The sequence below is a fragment of the Pseudomonadota bacterium genome, assembly GCA_016927275.1.
Lineage (GTDB): Bacteria > UBA10199 > UBA10199 > 2-02-FULL-44-16 > JAAZCA01 > JAFGMW01.
In genome coordinates this window covers 1-16,938 of record JAFGMW010000103.1, presented here as the reverse complement: position 1 = coordinate 16,938, position 16,938 = coordinate 1, and the positions used below count along the sequence as shown (strand labels likewise).

Annotated in this window: 20 protein-coding genes; 17 read left to right on the top strand and 3 right to left on the bottom strand. The window is 66.9% G+C overall.

The window, feature by feature from the left end; genetic code table 11:
- Positions 1–28 precede the first annotated feature (28 nt).
- The gene (locus JXA24_07360) at positions 29–1,288 is read left to right on the top strand and encodes an HlyC/CorC family transporter (GenBank protein ID MBN1283570.1); all 1,260 of its coding nucleotides are present in this window, start codon (positions 29–31) and stop codon (positions 1,286–1,288) included.
- On the top strand, positions 1,285–2,445 hold the full coding sequence (larC, locus tag JXA24_07355) for a nickel pincer cofactor biosynthesis protein LarC (protein MBN1283569.1): 1,161 nt from the start codon (positions 1,285–1,287) through the stop codon (positions 2,443–2,445). Before JXA24_07360 ends, larC begins: the two co-directional genes overlap by 4 nt.
- 5 nt (positions 2,446–2,450) lie before the next feature.
- Here the strand turns inward: larC and JXA24_07350 are convergent, their stop codons facing one another.
- Positions 2,451–2,888 (bottom strand): hypothetical protein, encoded by a 438-nt coding sequence (locus JXA24_07350; GenBank protein ID MBN1283568.1) that lies wholly within the window; start codon positions 2,886–2,888, stop codon positions 2,451–2,453.
- Between the two features lie 258 nt (positions 2,889–3,146).
- Here JXA24_07350 and JXA24_07345 point away from each other — a divergent pair, with 258 nt between their 5' ends.
- Positions 3,147–3,494, top strand: a complete 348-nt coding sequence (locus JXA24_07345; protein MBN1283567.1) for a hypothetical protein — start codon at positions 3,147–3,149, stop codon at positions 3,492–3,494.
- A 69-nt stretch (positions 3,495–3,563) separates the two neighbouring features.
- Here the strand turns inward: JXA24_07345 and JXA24_07340 are convergent, their stop codons facing one another.
- Positions 3,564–5,351 carry a Na/Pi cotransporter family protein gene (locus JXA24_07340; protein ID MBN1283566.1) on the bottom strand — a complete coding sequence of 596 codons (1,788 nt, stop codon included), beginning with the start codon at positions 5,349–5,351 and terminating at the stop codon, positions 3,564–3,566.
- A gap of 59 nt (positions 5,352–5,410) precedes the next feature.
- Between JXA24_07340 and JXA24_07335 the strand changes: the two genes are divergently transcribed.
- The 14 genes from JXA24_07335 to JXA24_07270 all read left to right on the top strand — a co-directional run bounded on the left by JXA24_07335 (position 5,411) and on the right by JXA24_07270 (position 16,607).
- The gene (locus tag JXA24_07335) at positions 5,411–5,608 is read left to right on the top strand and encodes a hypothetical protein (protein ID MBN1283565.1); all 198 of its coding nucleotides are present in this window, start codon (positions 5,411–5,413) and stop codon (positions 5,606–5,608) included.
- A 107-nt stretch (positions 5,609–5,715) separates the two neighbouring features.
- Positions 5,716–6,168, top strand: a complete 453-nt coding sequence (locus JXA24_07330) for a hypothetical protein (protein MBN1283564.1) — start codon at positions 5,716–5,718, stop codon at positions 6,166–6,168.
- Positions 6,165–6,995 carry a hypothetical protein gene (locus JXA24_07325; protein ID MBN1283563.1) on the top strand — a complete coding sequence of 277 codons (831 nt, stop codon included), beginning with the start codon at positions 6,165–6,167 and terminating at the stop codon, positions 6,993–6,995. Before JXA24_07330 ends, JXA24_07325 begins: the two co-directional genes overlap by 4 nt.
- Positions 6,996–7,014: 19 nt before the next feature.
- Positions 7,015–7,353, top strand: coding sequence for a hypothetical protein (locus JXA24_07320; protein ID MBN1283562.1), 339 nt, complete (start codon positions 7,015–7,017; stop codon positions 7,351–7,353).
- Positions 7,331–8,176, top strand: a complete 846-nt coding sequence (gene cpaB, locus JXA24_07315; protein ID MBN1283561.1) for a Flp pilus assembly protein CpaB — start codon at positions 7,331–7,333, stop codon at positions 8,174–8,176. Before JXA24_07320 ends, cpaB begins: the two co-directional genes overlap by 23 nt.
- Complete coding sequence (locus JXA24_07310; GenBank protein MBN1283560.1) at positions 8,173–9,687, top strand: pilus assembly protein N-terminal domain-containing protein; 1,515 nt, start codon at positions 8,173–8,175, stop codon at positions 9,685–9,687. The genes cpaB and JXA24_07310 overlap by 4 nt, the downstream gene beginning before the upstream one ends.
- 614 nt (positions 9,688–10,301) lie before the next feature.
- On the top strand, positions 10,302–11,618 hold the full coding sequence (locus JXA24_07305) for a CpaF family protein (GenBank protein ID MBN1283559.1): 1,317 nt from the start codon (positions 10,302–10,304) through the stop codon (positions 11,616–11,618).
- A complete protein-coding gene (locus JXA24_07300; GenBank protein MBN1283558.1) occupies positions 11,615–12,298 on the top strand; it encodes a type II secretion system F family protein in 684 nt (227 codons plus the stop codon). The genes JXA24_07305 and JXA24_07300 overlap by 4 nt, the downstream gene beginning before the upstream one ends.
- Positions 12,299–12,301: 3 nt before the next feature.
- Positions 12,302–12,913: a hypothetical protein gene (locus tag JXA24_07295; GenBank protein ID MBN1283557.1), complete on the top strand. Its 612-nt coding sequence runs from the start codon at positions 12,302–12,304 to the stop codon at positions 12,911–12,913.
- 10 nt (positions 12,914–12,923) lie between these two features.
- Positions 12,924–13,799 carry a type II secretion system F family protein gene (locus JXA24_07290; GenBank protein ID MBN1283556.1) on the top strand — a complete coding sequence of 292 codons (876 nt, stop codon included), beginning with the start codon at positions 12,924–12,926 and terminating at the stop codon, positions 13,797–13,799.
- A gap of 1 nt (position 13,800) precedes the next feature.
- Entirely contained in the window at positions 13,801–14,241 is a 441-nt protein-coding gene (locus JXA24_07285) for a hypothetical protein (protein ID MBN1283555.1), read from the top strand.
- Positions 14,225–14,689 (top strand): hypothetical protein, encoded by a 465-nt coding sequence (locus JXA24_07280; GenBank protein ID MBN1283554.1) that lies wholly within the window; start codon positions 14,225–14,227, stop codon positions 14,687–14,689. Before JXA24_07285 ends, JXA24_07280 begins: the two co-directional genes overlap by 17 nt.
- A complete protein-coding gene (locus tag JXA24_07275) occupies positions 14,668–15,861 on the top strand; it encodes a hypothetical protein (GenBank protein MBN1283553.1) in 1,194 nt (397 codons plus the stop codon). The genes JXA24_07280 and JXA24_07275 overlap by 22 nt, the downstream gene beginning before the upstream one ends.
- Entirely contained in the window at positions 15,858–16,607 is a 750-nt protein-coding gene (locus JXA24_07270) for a tetratricopeptide repeat protein (protein MBN1283552.1), read from the top strand. The genes JXA24_07275 and JXA24_07270 overlap by 4 nt, the downstream gene beginning before the upstream one ends.
- Before the next feature lie 114 nt (positions 16,608–16,721).
- Here the strand turns inward: JXA24_07270 and JXA24_07265 are convergent.
- On the bottom strand, positions 16,722–16,938 hold a 217-nt coding region (locus JXA24_07265), incomplete at its 5' end, for a hypothetical protein (GenBank protein MBN1283551.1).

Sequence of the window (16,938 nt, the reverse complement as noted above, 5' to 3'; positions counted from 1 at the left end):
CCGTGACTGGTGACTGGCGGAAAATTTTATGAGCTTGGTCGTGGTAATAATCATCTTGGTCTTATGCCTCTTGCTCGAGGGGTTCTTCTCTGGGAGCGAGATAGCGGTAGTGAACGCGGACAAGTACAGGCTCGCCCTGGCGACCGATGCCGGTTCTAAGCGGGCGCGCTCCGTCCTTCACCTCGCAAAGCACCCCGCGGTGTTCTTCAGCACCACCCTCCTCGGCACGAACCTCTCCGCCATCACGGCGACCGTGGTCGCGACCTTCTTCATAATCGACCGGTTCGGCGAGGCGTACGCCCCGCTGGCGATTCTCTACTGGCCCATGGCCCTGGTGTTCGGCGAGATCGTGCCGAAGGCGGTCTACCAGCACCACGCGGACCGCATCGTGCTGAGGGTCGCGCCATTGCTGCTGGGGGTCTCGTTCGCGCTCTATCCCGCGGTATGGCTCTTCTCAAAGCTGACCGACGTGCTGCTCGGCGGCGTGAAGAGGAGGGCGGAGTTAGGCCATCCGATCACGCGCGACGAGCTCGAGCTCATGATCGAGGTGGGAGGGGCCGGCACCAGCGACGTCCGCCCCGCGGAGCGCACGCTTATATCGAGGCTCTTCGACCTGGCCGACAAGCGCGTGGAACAGATCATGACGCCCCTGGTCGACGTGGTCTCTGTCCCGGTCGGGGCGACCCACGAAGAGGCGTGCGGGGTGATGGACCTCCACGGGTTCTCCCGCGTGCCCGTCATCGACGGCGATGCGTTCAACGTCGTGGGCGTGCTCACCGGCATAGACCTCCTGTTCGGAGGGAAGGGCAAGGGAGTTCGCGAGCTCATGCACAAGGCCTACTTCGTGCCCGAGGAGATGTCGCTGGACGAGCTGCTGATCGAGATGAAGCGAAAGGGCGTGCCCCTGGCGGTGGCGGTCGATGAATACGGTGCGGCGACCGGGATCGTCACGGTCGAGGACCTGCTCGAGGAGGTTGTGGGAGAGATACGCGACGAGCACGACGAGGTGCCTGAGCACTACACGAGGACAGGCAGGTTCCGGTATCTGCTCTCGGGGAGGCTCGAGGTCTCGCACGCCAACGAGAGGCTCAAGCTCGGGATCCCGGCAGGCCCCTACCAGACCGTGGCCGGGTTCGTGATCCACGAGCTGGAGAGGATACCGAAGGCGGGCGAGTCGTTCCGCTCCGGCCGCTTCGAGTACAGGGTCAGCCGCGCCACCGATCGGGCGGTGCTTGAGGTGGAGGCGTGGCGCACGGCAGATAAAGCCGAAGGGGAGAAGATCTTATGACCATCGCATACTTCGATTGTTTCTCCGGGGCCTCGGGCGACATGATACTCGGCGCGCTCGTCGACGCCGGGGCGCCGCTCGCGAAGATCACCCGGGAGCTCGCTAAGCTCAGGATCGGCGAGTTCAGGATCGACAAAAGGAAGCGGAAGGATTTCGCAGGCACCGATCTTCGGGTCGTTGCGCTTGCGGAGCCGGACCATGCGCACTACGGGGACATCGACCGCGCGATCTCCCGGGCGCCGATCGCGAAGGGCGCGAAGGAGCTGGCGAGGGAGGTATTCAGAAGGCTCGCAGAGGCGGAGGCGCGCGTCCACGGCACCACGGTGGAAAAGGTCCACTTCCACGAGGTGGGGGCGGTGGATTCGATCGTGGACATAGTGGGATCGGCAATCGCGCTGGAGCAGATGGGGTTCAGAGAGGTGCACTGCTCGCCGCTCCCGCTCTCGCGGGGGACCGTGCGCTGCGCCCACGGAGAGCTCCCGGTGCCTGCGCCCGCCACGCTCGAGCTCATCAGGGGCGTGCCGCTCAGAAAGACCGATGTCGAGGGGGAGCTCGTCACCCCCACGGGCGCAGCGATCCTCACGGCTGTGGCGTCTCACTTCGGCGAGAGCCCCCTGCAGCGGATCGACAGGGTCGGGGTGGGATTCGGAGACCGAAAGATACCGGGCCGGCCCAACATCCTGCGCCTCATGATCGGCGATGGATTCCGCGCTGTGGCCATCGAGTCTGACATGGACGACATGAACCCGGAGCTGTTCGACAATGCCATGCAGAGGATGTTCGCGGCCGGCGCCGTGGACGTGACCCTCCAGCCGATACAGATGAAGAAGAACCGGCCTGGGGTGAGGCTCGCCTGCGTGGCCCCCTGGGCCGCGAAGGACCGGGTTATCGACGCCGTGCTGTCCGAGACCACCACCTTCGGCGTGCGCTACTGGGACGTGGAGCGCAGGATGCTCGCGCGCGAGCTCGCAAAGGGCAGGCTCAAAAGAGGCGGGATCTCGTTCAAGATAGGCCGCGACGGGTCGGGCCGCATCGTGAAGGCCGTGCCCGAGCACGAGGATGTGAAAAGGATTGCGAAGAGACAGCGCCGCCCGCTGATCGACGTATATAATGAAGCGACGGCGGAGTCGGCGGGGATTGTCCGGCGAGGGCGTTGACTCCCTTATTTCTTGGCCAGCGAGACCTTCGGTTCCTGGGGTTTTTGATCGGAGCCCTCGGCCTTTTCCTTTGCCTTGAGAAGTATCGCTTGAGCGCTCTTGAGTCTGGATTCAGCGATGCCTTTCGGCTTCGAGCTGTAGTAGTTCTCGCAGACCTGCCTCGCATCGTTCCCTGTTCCGACGAAGGAATCCTCGGGATTGCACATGATGAAAGTCGTCACCTCGCCGTCTGCGTAGATGTCGACCGCGTGGACCGTCCCGTTCTCCGAAATGACGGTCGCCCTGATGCTCCCGTCCTCCAGGAGCTCGACGTCGGCGCACTCGGGGAGCTCGATGCCGTCGCCCAGGGCCCTCTGAACCTCCTCGGTCAGCCTCTTTCTCTCCGGCGTGCATCCCTGGATGGTCATATGGCTGTGGTCGATGGGTATTTTTGTCTCACTCATATAGAGCTCCGGATATTTGCCCCCTCAGCTCTATTATCGGCCGGGGGCCCTGCCGAAGTTGCGCTTGAGTCGCATTTTATTTACCGAATAATATCAGGCAGTTGTGAATGATTGTCCCTGCAATCGGGCGATATCGACGACAGCGGAGAGTGTTCAATAACTCCTTGACTGTGAAGGGGAAATCGACTATCCACGCGCTCCTGTTTGTCGCCTGCCTGCGGCAGGCAGGTCACGTCCAGAGAGAAAGGTGAGAAGACAATGTCACTGAACAGCAAATATACCTGGCACTATTTCCTCAAGGAGCACCCCGAGCACCGCGAGAAGGGGCTCAAGCGCACCAGCTCCGAGGGCAGGAAGGCCTTCGAGTCGGCGTTCAAGGCGCACGCGAAGCAGCACCTCGACAGGATCGAGAAGCGCTACGATCGCGAGATCGAGCGCTCGAAGAAGGCGCGCGCCGAGGTCATGGGGAAGGTCAAGGCCTTTGCCAAGGCAAAGAAGTTCGTCAAGGCGCGCACGGCGCAGCTCAAGGCGGGCCGGGCGGACGCGGCCATCGCGCAGATCGAGCGCCAGAAGAAGCGCGCCCAGGCGGCGAGGAAGAGCCTGTAGAGAGGGAGCGTGAAGAGAGAATGAAAAGGCCCCGCGATGGCGGGGCCTTTTTTGCGCCCTCTCCGCGTCCTACGTTCCTTCGCAGGCCATCTCGGCGATTCGAGTGATGCGCGAGTTGATCCTGCGGAGGTTGGCGAGTATGTCCAGGTGGATCGAGCTCGTGTCGAAGGTCTCCTTGAGCCCCTGGTGCAGTCGGGTTATGTGTCCCTGCCGGAGCTGCTGCTCCACGTCGTTCATGTGCTCCTCGTGGCGGCGGAGCTTCAGCGCGATCTCCTTGTGCGGCTGCGCCAACGCCAGCATCGTCAGGTTGAAGTTGTCCATCACCATGGCCTGAAAATCCCTCAGATCGCGCCATCCCTGGTCGGAGAAGAGCCTGCGCCACTGCGCCTTCTTGCGCGCGAGCGACGCGAGCTCCTTCGATATTATGTCGCCCACCTCCTCCATGCCCGAGGCGATGGCGACCAGCGCTATCTGCATGCGGGCCTGGTCCTCCGACATGCGCTCGGTCGCGACCTGCGCGAGGTAGAAGCGGATGGCCTTCTCGAGGATGTCGATCTTGTCGTCCTCCGCCTCCATCCTCTCGATCACGTCCCGGACCTCCTCCCCCTTGCTGAACATGCGCAGGCTGTCGGCGGTCAGCTGCTGGGCGATGGAGCCGAGCCGCATGATCTCGCGCTTGGCCTGCGCGAAGGCGATGGCCGGGGTCTGCAGCGCCGACTTGTCCAGGTACAGCGGGCCGAACGGCTCCTCCCTGGGCGGGGGCATGGGGAGGATGATCTCCACCAGCTTCACGAGCGGCTTGAGCAGCGGCGTGAAGACCGCGGCGATCGCCAGGTTGAAGAGTATGTGGGTCAGCGCGATCTTGGATGCGACTCCCGCCCCGTAGTTCGGGAAGACGCCTGATATGAATGCGTCTGCGTCTCCGGTGAGCTTTGCGGCGTAAGAGATGAAGGGGAAGACCGCGGCCACCCCTATGACCTTGGTGAGCGTGTGCGCGAGCGCCACCCTGCGGCCCGCGGTCCCGCCCCCGAACGAGGCCAGCACCGCCGTGACGCAGGAGCCTATGTTGGCGCCGAGCACGATCGGGATCGAGGCCTCGAACGTGATGGTGCCTGCGAAGGCGAGCGCGATGGCTATTCCGATCATCCCCGCGGAGTGCACCACGCCGGCCAGCATCGAGGACCCGATGAGGGTGGCCAGGGGGTGGGTCGAGAGAAAGGCGAAGACCTTGAGCGCCTCCTCGCTCTCCTTGAGAGGGGAGGCTGCGGCGGTCATCAGGTGCATGCCGTAGAAGATGAGGCCGAAGCCCAGCACTATCGAGCCCGCGTCGCGGACCTTGCGCTTCCGTCCGAACGCCTGCACCGCCACGCCGAGGGCCACGATCAGAAGCGCCACGTCGGTGATCTTCTTGATGGACAGGAGCACGACCACGAGGGTGGTCCCGATGTCCGATCCGAGCAGCACCGCGCTCGCCTGGAAGAGGTTGAGCAGCCCCGTCTCGGTGAAGGAGACGAGCATGGCGGAGGCGGCGCCGGAGCTCTGCAGCACCATGGTGACGAAGGCGCCGAAGATGAGCGCGGAGATCCTGTTGCCGGTCACGCGGCCCATGGCGGCCCTGAGCCTGTCGCCCGCGATGACCTCCAGCCCCTTGCGGGCGCGCCTGAGCCCGTAGAAGAAGAACGCCACCCCGCCTATGAGCACCGACCAGCTGAAGCTCTCCATGTGGGCGATTATAGGGAAACGGAGCCGGATGTCGAGGGCCCGCTGAACTGCTGCGTTTTTGTGCACCCCTGCAGCGAAACGCAGCACCCCCGCGGCTGCCGCGCGCTGCAACTCCATGATTTTTCGAGGCCTCATTCTTGGCACGGCCCCTGCATTGTCTGGAGAAGTAAACACACACACAGGGGAGGTGAAGGATGCGTTTTCGTCTGCTCAGGGGAAAGAGGGGACAGTCGGCCACGGAGTACATGCTGATAGTGGCGGTGGTGGTGCTGGGGCTCGTCTCCGCGGCCAGCCACTTCATCCCGGTGTTCAACCAGGCGGTGGCGGAGCTCGCGGCCAACGTCTCGGGTTGGCTCACGACGAATCAGCAGATGTCGAATCCGAATCCGTGACTCGTAACTCGTGACTCGTGACTCGTGACTCGCGAAGACAAAGTTATCATTCTGAGGCCGAGGACATGAACATTATCGCCGAAGGATCCCGTGGGGACAGAGGACAGGTGGCGGTGGAGCACGCGCTGGTGCTGCCGGCCGCCGTGGCGATCATCGTCGCCGTGCTCGGGATGGCGGCGACCGGATTGCGGACGGTGGTCGCGCAGCACGCTGCAGCGAGGGCGGCGCGCGTGGCCGCGGTGTTCAACGACGGGCTGATCGGCGCTGAGCTGCACGCCTCGCTCGCGCCGTCGATGTTCAGCGCACATTCGTTCGATGTCATCGCCGATGCAGGAGGGACTCGTCTCTCCAACGAGATGGAGGGCATCCTCACGCTCGAAGCCGTGTCCGGCGCGGCGCTCTCCGGCGGAGCGGCCGGCAGCCGGTCCGTCGTGAGAAAGAGCCCGGCGACCCCGGCGCTGCCGGAGGGGCTGGGCGAGAGGGTGCTCAGGGGCGGCGACACGCCGTCGCCGTACTGCAGGACTGAGGGAGGCTACAGCGCATGCGGATGGCCCGAATGAATCGATCGAGGGGATCTGTGACCGTGCTCTTCGTCGCTGCCCTGCCGCTGATGGCGGCGGCGCTGATAGCGATCGTCGAGATCGGAAGGATAGCGGTCGCACGCGCGAGGCTTTCGGCCGCGGCGGACAGGGCCGCCTATGCGGGTGCTGCGTCGCTTGCTCATTCGCTGAACATGCTCGCCGCATCCAACCGGCGCATCAACGAGTCGTTCAGGAGGCTGAAGGCCGACTTCGACGCCTCGAGCCAGCAGGACGAAGATGCGGCCCGGCAGCGGATAGCCCGCTACGAGGCGGAGCGCGATTCGGAGCTCGGTGAGATGGCGTCGGTGCTGGATGCGATGCGCGCCAGATCGGCCGGCGCGGCTGCCGGCGCGCTCGCGGCGAACTACCCCTCGGCCTTCGCCTGGCACCGGATAGCGGGGGAGGTTCGCCTTCGGGACGATCTCGCTCCGGAGGAGCAGTGGGAGAGGGTGGGCTACAGCCACATCGAGGGGGACATCTACCTCGATCCCGAGGACGTGGAGGGCGGCGAATACGACGCTCTCAAATACCTGGTCAAGGAGAGAGGTGGGGATGCGGCCATAGGCGTGTTCGCGAGCGCGAGGGTCGAGCCGCTGACAGCGGGACCCATCCTCTCCGAGGGCATCGACATCTACGCCTCTGCGGCCGCCTCCGCCTACGGCGGCTCGATCGAGGATTTCGCGATCGAGGAGGTCGAGGATAGCGACCTCGCCGAGGGGTGGACGGACGAGGAGGGATACGACGCGCTCTACAGGGCCGCGCTGGTCCCTAAATGGACGATCGGCGTGGAGGAGGCAGAGGACTGAATTCACAGGAGGGCTTTGGATGCGGATCAGGGTCGAAAGGGGAGCTGCGTGTCTTGAACTGGCGGCCATGGCGCCCGTGGCGGCGCTCGTGATCGTCGTCGCATTCCAGCTCGCCCGGCTCTTCTCGACAACGGTCGCGCACGTGGCGGAGGCGGAGGCCATGGCGGCGCGCGCGGTGCGCCGGTGGGAGACCGTCCACGCCTCATCGGGTTTTGCGAGGCCGTGCCTCGAGGGGATGGATCGAATTTCGTTCGGCGCGGGAGGAGAGCCCCTTTCGCTCGGCGTCGGTCCGATGAGGGCGGACATAGCGGTGCCGCAGGAGGTGAGGGTAGTCGATGAAGAGATTTGCGTTCATTAGGGATGCGGTCCGGGAGCGGCCGGCAGCGGCTGCCGTTGTGGCGGGCCTGGCTGCGGCCCTGCTCGCCTCGGCCTACCTCGCGAGGCGGGAGGGCGAGATATCCAGGGCGGCCGAACCGGCCCCGGTGGTCATCGCCGCCCGCGACATACCGCCCGGCGAGACGATAGACAGGGCGGCGCTCCGCAGATCGAGCGTCCCGGCGATCTTCGTGCAGCCCGGCGCGATAGGGGAGATATCGGAGGCGGAGGGGAGGGTGGCCATGGTGCCGCTCCGCAAGGGCTCGCAGCTCACGAGGTCCGCGGCGAGGAGGGCGGATCACGCAACCGGCGTGGCCCCGCTCCTTGCCTCCGGCATGCGGGCATTCTCGGTGTCCCTTCCGCGATCGCGCGCGGCCGGCGGGCTCGTCGGTCCGGGCGACCGCGTCGATCTCATCGCCACCTTCGACCTCGGCACAGGCTCGTCTCCGGAGATCACCACTATGGCGCTCGTGACCGACGCGAGGGTCGTGGCGGTGGAGAGGAGAGTCGCCGGATCTCCCGAGCGGGAGGCGGGCGCCGATGCGGGCAAGGGGCTCTTCGGCGGGGCGATTGCGCAGGGGCAGCTGTCGCGCGAGGTCTCCGTCACTCTCGCGGTGAGCCCCGCTCAGGCCCAGGCCATCGCCTTTGCGCAGGAGTCGGGGTCCATCGCGCTCGCGGTCAGGCCCCCCTATGAGGGGGAGTCGAACGAGCCGCCCGCGCCGACCACCATATCGAGCATCGCCGAGGGGGCGGGCGGGGTGGTCCCGCTCAGGAGGCCCTTCAAGGAATACAGGGGGGCGAGATGAGACGGCTCAGGAACGCGCGCATGCTGTTTTGGACCGCGGCGGCGATGCTCACGCTCGCCGCCTCGACGTGCGCGGCCGGGGCCGCGGCGGAGAAAACGCTCATCAAGGGCCAGTCCGAGACCGTCTCCATGGACTATTCGATCGGCGACGTGGCTGTCGCCGACCGCTCGGTGTGCGACTACCTCGTCTCGCAGGACCGCGGCTCTATCTACCTCAACGCCCGGGGTGGCGGGCAGACGATGGTCACGATATGGGACGCGGATGGATCGATCAGGGACGAGATCTCCGTGCGGGTCGTCACCACCACGCTCAAGGAGGCGCTCGAGAGGGTGGAGCAGGCGGTGGGCGGCATCGCGGGGGTGACCGTCGAGCTCAGCGACGGCAAGGTGAGGATAGGGGGTGCGACGGCGGACCCCGACGACTTCAGGGCGATCGAGGCGATCTCGCAATCGGACCCGCGGGTGCGCAGCAGCGTGAGGATCACGAAGGACGTGCTGGCCAGGACCGGGCAGGCGATACGCGATGCCATAGACGTCCCGGGCGTGACGGTGAGGGCGGTGAGGGACAGGATAGCGCTGGAGGGTACGGTCTTCTCCGCGGCCGACGCGAAGCGGGCGATCGAGATCGCGAGGCTCCACACGCCGCACGTCATGGACCTCATCGAGGTGCGCGACTCCATGCGCAGCCCCGGGAGGGCGAGCCTCATCCAGCTCGAGTTCCATCTCATGGAGATAAAGAAGCAGGCGCTCAGGGAGCTTGCGTTCAACTGGTCGCCGGGCTCGTTTCCGCAAGGCGGAGCCGCGACCGCCTCGGCGGGCGGCGGGGCCGGGCTCATGGGCTCGATCGGCGACATGGGGAAATCGGTGCTCGGGTTCGTCTTCAACTTCGTGCCCAAGCTGCGCTTCATAAGGGAGAGGGGCGACGGCCGGGTGCTCGAGAACCCGTCGGTCGTGGTGAAGAACGGCGAGGAGGCGCAGATATTCAGCGGCTCCGAGGTCCCGTTTCTGAGCGGCGAGCAGGTCCAGTTCAAGAGGGTCGGCGTCGACATCAAGGCCTCGCCGATCGAGGTCGCGGGCGGGGTGGATCTGAGGATCGCCGCGACGCTCTCCGCGCCGTCGGCCGACATACGCGGCGCGGTCGACACGCACACCGTCTCCACCACCGCGGTCTGCCCCCTGGGCCACAGCGTCATGCTCGGCGGGATCGTCCGCAACAACGACGTGAAGATGAGGAACAGGGTCCCGCGCGACACCGACACGTCGTCCTCGATATTCAGCCTGTTCCTTTCGAAGGACTTCCAGTCCAACAGGTCCGAGTTCGTGATCGTGGTGACGCCGAGGGTCATGTCGCAGCCGGAGCCGGCCGAGGCGGCGCTGCGCGATTTCCTCGATGCAGAGGAGGCGATGGCGATGGACCGCTCGAATAAGGAGCACGCGGAGCGCTTCGGCGCGCCAGGCGACGGGGCGGCCGGCGATCCGAGCAGAAGGAGGCGCCCGAAAAAATGGAGATGAGAAACGACATGTCGGCGGCAAGATGCCTGTGGGCCGCAATGATATGCTGCGGGGGGGCGGGCCGCTGCGCGTGCGCGGACAGGGTCGCATCATGGCTCGTCTCCGGCGGGATCGATGCGCTCGTGATCGCCGGGTCCGTCGGAGCGGTCGAGGGCGCGAGGACCGTCGCTGAGCTCAGGGCGAACGGGGCCGGGTTGTCCGGCCGGTCGCTCCGCGGGTATCTGTCGCCGCGCCCGGGCCGCGCAGGCCTGCTCTCGCTTGCAGAATCGGAGATGGACGACGGCACTATCGAATCGATCGAGTCGGCGTACGACATCGCGCTCGTCGCCTTGGAGGCGAGCCCCGATTCAAGGGGAGCCGCAGGCTGGCTTGAGTCGGCATTGGCCCGCGTGCCCGGGATACCCGCGATGCTGTGCGTCCATGCGGACGGCCCCGCGCCGATCAATCTCGCAGGATCGGCGGTCAAAAGGCTGCTCGACTCCCCCGGCGCGGTCTCCCCCGCCGGATTCTGCATGGCGCCTTTCGACAGGGAGGTGGCGGCGCGGCTGGCCGGGCGGTGGGGCATTCAATCCTGGGGCGACGGACTGGACGCGGCATCGCTCGCAGGCAGGCTCATGGACAGGGCGATCCCGCGCCGCGCCTCGGTGCGGGATGTCGCGAATCATGCTGAGAGAGGGGTTCGTGAAATCGCGCGGCCCGAAGGGGTCGAGGAGATCCTGGCTGGCATAAGGCGGGACCCGGAATTCGAAAAGATAGTCGGCGACGCGAACAGGCGCGGCGACAGGGACGAGCTGAGGCGAGCGGTTGCGGCCGTCGCCCTCAGGGCGGCGGAGGCGCTCAAGTCGCGCGGGGCCCCGGGCGCGCGCGCGGACGAGGCTGCGTCGTGCGCGGTCGACGAGATACTGGGGTTCGGCCCGCTCGAGTACCTGCTCAAAGACGACGGCGTCACCGAGATCATGGTCAGCGGGCCAGGGCTGATCTTCTTCGAGAAGGAGGGGAGGCTCGCCAGGGCCGGGCTCTCATTCGCAGACTCCTCTCAGCTGCTGTCGGTTATCGAGCGGATGCTCGCCCCGACCGGGCGCAGGGTCGACGAGGCCTCGCCCATGGTTGACGCCAGGCTCCCGGACGGATCGAGGCTGCACGCGGTCATCGGCCCCGTCGCGATAGACGGGCCGGCGCTCACGGTGCGCAGGTTCGGCCGCGCAAGCTGGGACCTCCGCGAGCTCGTCCGCAGGGGGAGCATGACCTCCGACGCGGCGCGATTCCTCTCCGAGTGCGTGGCGTCGCGCGTATCCATGGTGGTGTCGGGCGGGACCGGCACGGGAAAGACCACGATGCTCGCCGCGCTCGCCTCGGAGATAGCCGACGGTGAGCGCATCGTCACGATAGAGGACGCGGCGGAGCTCCGGATCAGAACGACCCACGTGGTGAGGCTGGAGGCCCGGCCGCCCAACGTCGAGGGCGCGGGCGCGATATCGATCAGGGACCTCGTCAGAAACGCGCTCAGGATGAGGCCTGACAGGATAGTGGTGGGCGAGTGCAGGGGGGCGGAGGCGGTCGACATGCTCCAGGCCATGAACACCGGCCACGAGGGTTCGCTCACGACGGTGCACGCCAACTCCCCGCGCGACGCCGTGTCGCGGCTCGAGACCATGGCGCTCATGGCGGGCCTCGACCTGCCTATCTGCGCTGTCCGCGAGCAGATCGCACGTGCCATAGGGGTGATCGTGCAGCTGGCGAGGGTGGGCGCACAGAGGAAGGTCGTGGAGATATCGGAGATAACCGGGATGGAGGGACAGGTCATCAGCATGCAGACGCTGGCCGCGTTCGACCAGCGCTCGGGGATGCTCATCTCGACCGGGCTCGCCCCCGCGCACCGCTGCGGCGCCGACGGGACGGGGCATTCGCACGGGATCAGGGGGATCGCATGAGCGGGCTCATCTTCGCTGCGGCGGCCCTTTTCTTCGGCCTATCGGCGGCGATATCCGCGTTCGCGCTGCTCCGATCGAAATCCCCTCTGGCCTTCGGCCGGCTCTCTCGCCTCGCGCGGGCGCATCGCGGCCGCCGCAGGGCGCGCCGCGCCGACGAACAGCTGCCCGAGGCGCTCGTCATGCTCTGCAACGCGCTCAAGGCCGGGCTGTCGCTGCAGCAGGCGGTCAAGCTCGCCGCATCGGAGCTGGCCCCGCCGCTCGGAGAGGAGCTGGCGAGGATCGAGGCGGAGCAGGGCGCCGGGAAGGACTTCGACTCCGCGTTTGCCTCTCTCTCGGAGCGGGTGCCGACCGAGGACGCGTCGCTGGTCACGCAGTCGGTGGAGGTGCTCAGGCGCACCGGCGGCAACCTCGTCCAGACCTTCTCATCGCTCGCGAAGACGATCGAGCAGCGCAGGCGAGTGAAGGGGAGGGTAGATTCGCTCACGGCGCAGGGGAGGGCGCAGGCAGCGGTGCTGCTCTTGCTGCCCTGGGGCCTGGCTGCCGCGCTCGCCGTCCTGGCCCCTGAGTTCATGAGGCCCATGTGCTCGACCAGGCTCGGGATCGCCCTCATGATCTTCGCGCTCCTCTTGGAGGCGGCGGGCGGGCTCTGGCTCATGAGGATCGCGGCCATAAAGGTGTGAGAGATGCGCATGAGAGTTGCGACAGCCATACTTTTGCATGCTGCGGTGATCGCGACAGCGTCGATTCCGTGCGCGCTCGGGGCAACGGCGCCCAGGGAGTACCGCTTCGTCTCGAGGGCGAAGGGGCCGGCCGAGGGGCAAGCGAGCGGCGTGAACCGGCAGGTCCTCTTCGATCCCGGCAGAAGCCCGGGATTCGCAGGCGTGGGTTGGTCCGAGCTGGCGGGCGGCGTCTTCTGGCCATTTGCAGCATCGGACGGATCCCTCGATGCGAAAGAGATGAGCGCCTCGTTCACGATCGCAGGCGAGAATATGCCCCCGGTCGTCGCGTTCGCGAGGGCGCGCCGAACCGACGGGGCCGCGCGCGCGGATTCGCCCTGCGGCGAGTGGTCGGTCTCGGTCGAGGGGAGATCGCGCGCCGAAAAAGAGGGCGGTCCGGCGTCAAGGGAGGCCGCGGTCTCGGGCGCGGGCCGCGCGCTGCTGTGCGGCAGGCGCCTCACCCCTCTTGCCGCGGAGATGAGATTCGAGGGCCGGCTCGCCCCTGCGATCTGGGAGATAGGGATCGCGGGCGCAGACTCGGCGTACACGGTGGAGGTTGCGTGGGCCGCGCTGCCGTGAGGGGAAGAGAATGGACCTGATACTCTGCATAGCGCTCTTCTCGCTCTTCGCATCTTCGGCGGCAAGGGCGTGGCTCGCGGCGGCCGCCCGCAGGGAGATGCTGGGTGCCGTGGAAAACAGAGGAGATGTGCGGCCCCGCAGGCTGGCGCCGGCATGCTCGGCCCTCGCCCGCCTCGCAGAGAAGAGGGCGCCCGCACTCCTGCGCCTGATCCCGGTGGAGAGCGTGAGGCTCAGGCTCAAGGGCGCAGGGATGTCAGGACTCGACCCCGCGGGCTTTGCGCTCCTCTGGATCTCCTCGGGCGTCGCCGTCTCCGTCGCGGCGTATCTCCTATCTGATTCAAACCGGGCGCCGGGCGCGCTCGCCGCGGGGGCGCTCTGCTTCGCGATCGTCATGGCGCGGCTCCGCTCGCTGGCGAGGGCCAGGCGCGAGGCCGTGGAGAGGGAGCTCCCCTTCGCACTGGACCTCATCACACTCTCCGTGGAGGCGGGGCTCGATCTCGCTCAGGCGGTGTCCAGGGTCTCGTCCCGCACCGGCGGGATCGTCTCCCGGGAGCTCGCCGAGGCGGACGCGGCCATGAGGATGGGCGTGCGCAGGCAGGACGCGATCAGGCGCATGGCCGACTCGCTCGCGGTCCCTTCGCTATCGGCGCTCGCCGCGCTGCTCGCGCAGTCGGAGAGGCTGGGCGCGGGGGTGGCGCCGGTGCTCAGGGCGGCCTCGGAGAGGCTCAGGGACGAGAGGTTCGCCCGCGCGGAGAAGAGGGGCGCGATCGCTTCGCAGAAGATGCTTCTCCCCCTTGTGGCCTTCATAATGCCCGCGACCTTCGTGATCGTCTTCGGTCCGATCTTCGTCCGCGCGGCCATGGGCGGAGCGGAGGCGCTGTTCTGACATGCCGAACCTCATGCACATCGCGGCTCTGGCGATCGTGGCCCTCGGGGCTGCCCTCGCGTGGAGGGCGCGGAAAGAAGAGGGTCCCGCTCAAGGTCCCAATCCCGCTCATTCGCAGGACGATCTGCCGCGCTGCGGAGAGTGGCTCCGATGCATCGAGCGGCTGACCGGCTCCGCCGCGATCTGCCTGGATCCTGCGATGAGGATAACGGAGGCGGGCGGGTCCGCATCCTCGCTCCTGCGCGCCGGGAGGGGCTCCCACCTCATCGACGCAGCGCCGAAGGACGCGAGGGCCGCAACCCTCGCGATCGCATCGAGGGCCATGCGAGACGATGCGGCATCGGGCCGCGTCTCGTGGGCGGGGACTTCTGTTCTCATGACCGCGGCATCGGCGGGGGCCGATCGCCTCGTGATATCGATAAGCCATGGAGAAGATATTTGAGCACATCGCGGCTGCGCTGCGCAGCCGCAGGGGGGTCGCGATCGCCGCATTGGCATCGGCGGTGATCATCGCTGCGGCCGCAGCGGACCAACTCCGGGGCCCGGGTCCGAAAATGGTGACGCCCGCCTCTGCAATCGGGCCCGAATCTGCGGCAGGGGAGCTCGCCTCGTGGCTCCTCGTTCAGGCGAGGTTGAGATTGCGGTCCGGCGAGACCTCTGAAGCGGGCTGCGCGGCGCTCCTCTCCTCGTTCCTCGCCGGAGGGGACGGCGAGGCGGCCTCTTTCATGATCGAGCTCAGGCGGGATGCCGATGCGAGGGCGGCCCTCGAGTCGGCAATGGCTCAGGATGCGCTGGAGTCGGGGGATCGAAAGCGGTGGCAGAGGCATCTTAAGCGCGCGGAGTCGGCGAAGCGCTCGGGAGAAAAGATATGGCGAGGCTGCTCAGACTGACGCCGCGCGAAGGCGCGGGCGACCGGTTCATGGAGGCCCGATTCGGCCGGTGCAACGCCATATTTCTGGCACGTTCCGGCCCGGGCGCGGGCGGGAGCGGGCACTCTCTGACCCTCACGGAGGATCCTCGCCCCGGTTCACTCGTCTACGCGGTGTTCACCCGATGCGGGGCGGAGGTGTTCGCCCGCTCGATGAGGGCCGAGGCGACGCTGTCGCTGTCCAGCCCGCCTTTCGTGAATGACGGCGACGGGGTTGAGATAGGCGCAAGGGGATTTGTCGTCTGGCTCCCTGCGGAGCGCGCATCGAGGCGCCGGGGGATCGCCCTCTTTTGCGCCGCGATCGCAGCGGTCGCCCTCGCCGCAGCGGCGCTCCGCCATCGAGGGGGCCGCTCCGCCGAGGCGCGCGTCGAGCGGGGGGCCGTCGAGGCCGCTCACATCGCAGGTCCTGACGCCGGCGATCCGATGGAGGAGGCGAGGCACATGTTGCGAAGGGGCGACACAGGCCAGGCGAAACTCGCCCTCGTCGAGATCCGGGAGGGCGGCCGTGGCGGGACAGAGGTCGAGGCGCTGCTCGCGGCCATAGAGGCGGCTGAGGTGAATTCGCAGGATTCGGCTGCAGCGCTCGAGGCGCGCGACGCGGAGGAGAGGGCGGAGTCTCTCTACAGGGAAGGGATGGAGGCGATGCGATCGGGCGACCCGAGGGGCGCGGCCGACGCCTTCGACGCCGCGGCCCTGGCTCTCGGGCATTCGGCCCCTGAGACCGCGTTTGCAAAGGACCTCCAGCGCGCGCAAAGCGAGGCCCGTTCGGCGCTCGACTCGGTGCGCGTCGCGTCGCTCGAGCGCGCTGCGAAGATCGTGGAGTCGGCGGAGGGGATGGAGGCTCCCGAGGCCGCGGCTATGATCGCAGGCTCCTGGACAGACATCTCCGATTTCATGAAGGGCGATCGGGGCGGAGGACGGGCGGCCGCACTGCGCAGGAAGATCCGGGACGGCATCGGGAGCGTGGCTGCGAGGTGGCTGGCGTCGGCCCGCGAGGCGGAGCGCCTTTTCGGATGCGAAAGGGCTTCGAAGACATACGCACAGATCAGGGAGTTCATGTCGAGAGTGGGCGCGCTGGGGATAAATTCGAGCCTGATGGATTCAGCGCGCTGCACGGAGAGGGAGGTTCGATGATGAAAATCGCTTTTGCGCTGTGCGCTGCGCTGCTCGCGCATCCTTTTGATGCCTGGGCCTTTGCATCGCGGCGCCCTGTTTCAGCGGAAGGCATCTCGTTCGAGGCGCCCGGCGGTCAGTGGCGCGCCGCGGATGATTGCGGCGACTGCATTGGGGCCTGGCGTCGCAGCGACGGCTCCCGCATCGGCCTGAAGTGGCTCCCCGCGGGCGGCGACAGGGGTGCGGATCGCTCGCTCGCCGATGCGGCCGGATCCTATGCGAATTCCGCAGCTGTCGAGAAACCGATTTCAGCGAAGCTCGGTTCAAACGATGCCGAGATCGTCGTCTTCTCGCCGAAAGGCGACCCTGCAAAAAAGGGCGCGCTCATTACCCTGAAGAGAAAGGGGGCAGGGCTCGGCGTGGTGTGCACATCGGGCGGGGAGAATTTCCTTCAGGTGTTCCTCGAGTGCAGGCGCCTCGCGTCGTCGCTCATCGCGGGCGAAACGGCCGCGCCGGCCGCGTCAAAGCTGCACGAGTCGGGAATGGCGGCGCTCCGAAGGGACCCGGCGCGCGCGGCTGGCCTCTTCGAGGCCGCGATCGCGTCCGACCCCGGGCTTGCGGCCGCGTACCTCAACCTCGGCCGCGCCCTGCTCGCACGCGGCGATTCGGCCGAGATGGTGGCGGCGAGGCTTGCGAGGCTGCTCGACCGCGCGCCGGACACCCCCGACATCCGAGGCATGCGCGAGCGCCTTGCCCGTATAAAGTGACTGGTGACTGGTGACTGGTGACTAGTGGTCTATGCACGGTTCACTGACCACGGACCACGGACCACTGACCACTTATCACAGATCTCCGGTCCCCGATTGGCCTGCCAGTAACTATCAGCTTGTTTCTGGTAGTTTTTCCCACTTCTGGGGTTTGGACCCCTCAATCGCAATCAGATATGCAGCGGCGATCGATGATTCTCTTTGTAATATATCGATATTACACATGAATTTAAGCACTTCCACCGGGCGGCCTGGCCCATTTATTGCATCACTTAAGCCCGGAGGCATCCCCATGCGTTTGGAGCGTATCATTATACTGGCGGCGATAGCG

Excerpts from the sequence above, each read along its gene's own strand:
- JXA24_07325 (MBN1283563.1), top strand. The coding sequence starts at position 6,165 with ATGAATCGATCGAGGGGATCTGTGACCGTGCTCTTCGTCGCTGCCCTG.
- JXA24_07350 (MBN1283568.1), bottom strand. The coding sequence starts at position 2,888 with ATGAGTGAGACAAAAATACCCATCGACCACAGCCATATGACCATCCAG.
- JXA24_07335 (MBN1283565.1), top strand. The coding sequence starts at position 5,411 with ATGCGTTTTCGTCTGCTCAGGGGAAAGAGGGGACAGTCGGCCACGGAG.
- JXA24_07320 (MBN1283562.1), top strand. The coding sequence starts at position 7,015 with ATGCGGATCAGGGTCGAAAGGGGAGCTGCGTGTCTTGAACTGGCGGCC.
- JXA24_07295 (MBN1283557.1), top strand. The coding sequence starts at position 12,302 with ATGCGCATGAGAGTTGCGACAGCCATACTTTTGCATGCTGCGGTGATC.
- JXA24_07305 (MBN1283559.1), top strand. The coding sequence starts at position 10,302 with ATGGACAGGGCGATCCCGCGCCGCGCCTCGGTGCGGGATGTCGCGAAT.
- JXA24_07360 (MBN1283570.1), top strand. The coding sequence starts at position 29 with ATGAGCTTGGTCGTGGTAATAATCATCTTGGTCTTATGCCTCTTGCTC.
- JXA24_07270 (MBN1283552.1), top strand. The coding sequence starts at position 15,858 with ATGATGAAAATCGCTTTTGCGCTGTGCGCTGCGCTGCTCGCGCATCCT.
- JXA24_07280 (MBN1283554.1), top strand. The coding sequence starts at position 14,225 with ATGGAGAAGATATTTGAGCACATCGCGGCTGCGCTGCGCAGCCGCAGG.
- JXA24_07290 (MBN1283556.1), top strand. The coding sequence starts at position 12,924 with ATGGACCTGATACTCTGCATAGCGCTCTTCTCGCTCTTCGCATCTTCG.
- JXA24_07340 (MBN1283566.1), bottom strand. The coding sequence starts at position 5,351 with ATGAGGCCTCGAAAAATCATGGAGTTGCAGCGCGCGGCAGCCGCGGGG.
- JXA24_07285 (MBN1283555.1), top strand. The coding sequence starts at position 13,801 with ATGCCGAACCTCATGCACATCGCGGCTCTGGCGATCGTGGCCCTCGGG.
- JXA24_07275 (MBN1283553.1), top strand. The coding sequence starts at position 14,668 with ATGGCGAGGCTGCTCAGACTGACGCCGCGCGAAGGCGCGGGCGACCGG.
- JXA24_07310 (MBN1283560.1), top strand. The coding sequence starts at position 8,173 with ATGAGACGGCTCAGGAACGCGCGCATGCTGTTTTGGACCGCGGCGGCG.
- JXA24_07300 (MBN1283558.1), top strand. The coding sequence starts at position 11,615 with ATGAGCGGGCTCATCTTCGCTGCGGCGGCCCTTTTCTTCGGCCTATCG.
- JXA24_07345 (MBN1283567.1), top strand. The coding sequence starts at position 3,147 with ATGTCACTGAACAGCAAATATACCTGGCACTATTTCCTCAAGGAGCAC.
- cpaB (MBN1283561.1), top strand. The coding sequence starts at position 7,331 with ATGAAGAGATTTGCGTTCATTAGGGATGCGGTCCGGGAGCGGCCGGCA.
- larC (MBN1283569.1), top strand. The coding sequence starts at position 1,285 with ATGACCATCGCATACTTCGATTGTTTCTCCGGGGCCTCGGGCGACATG.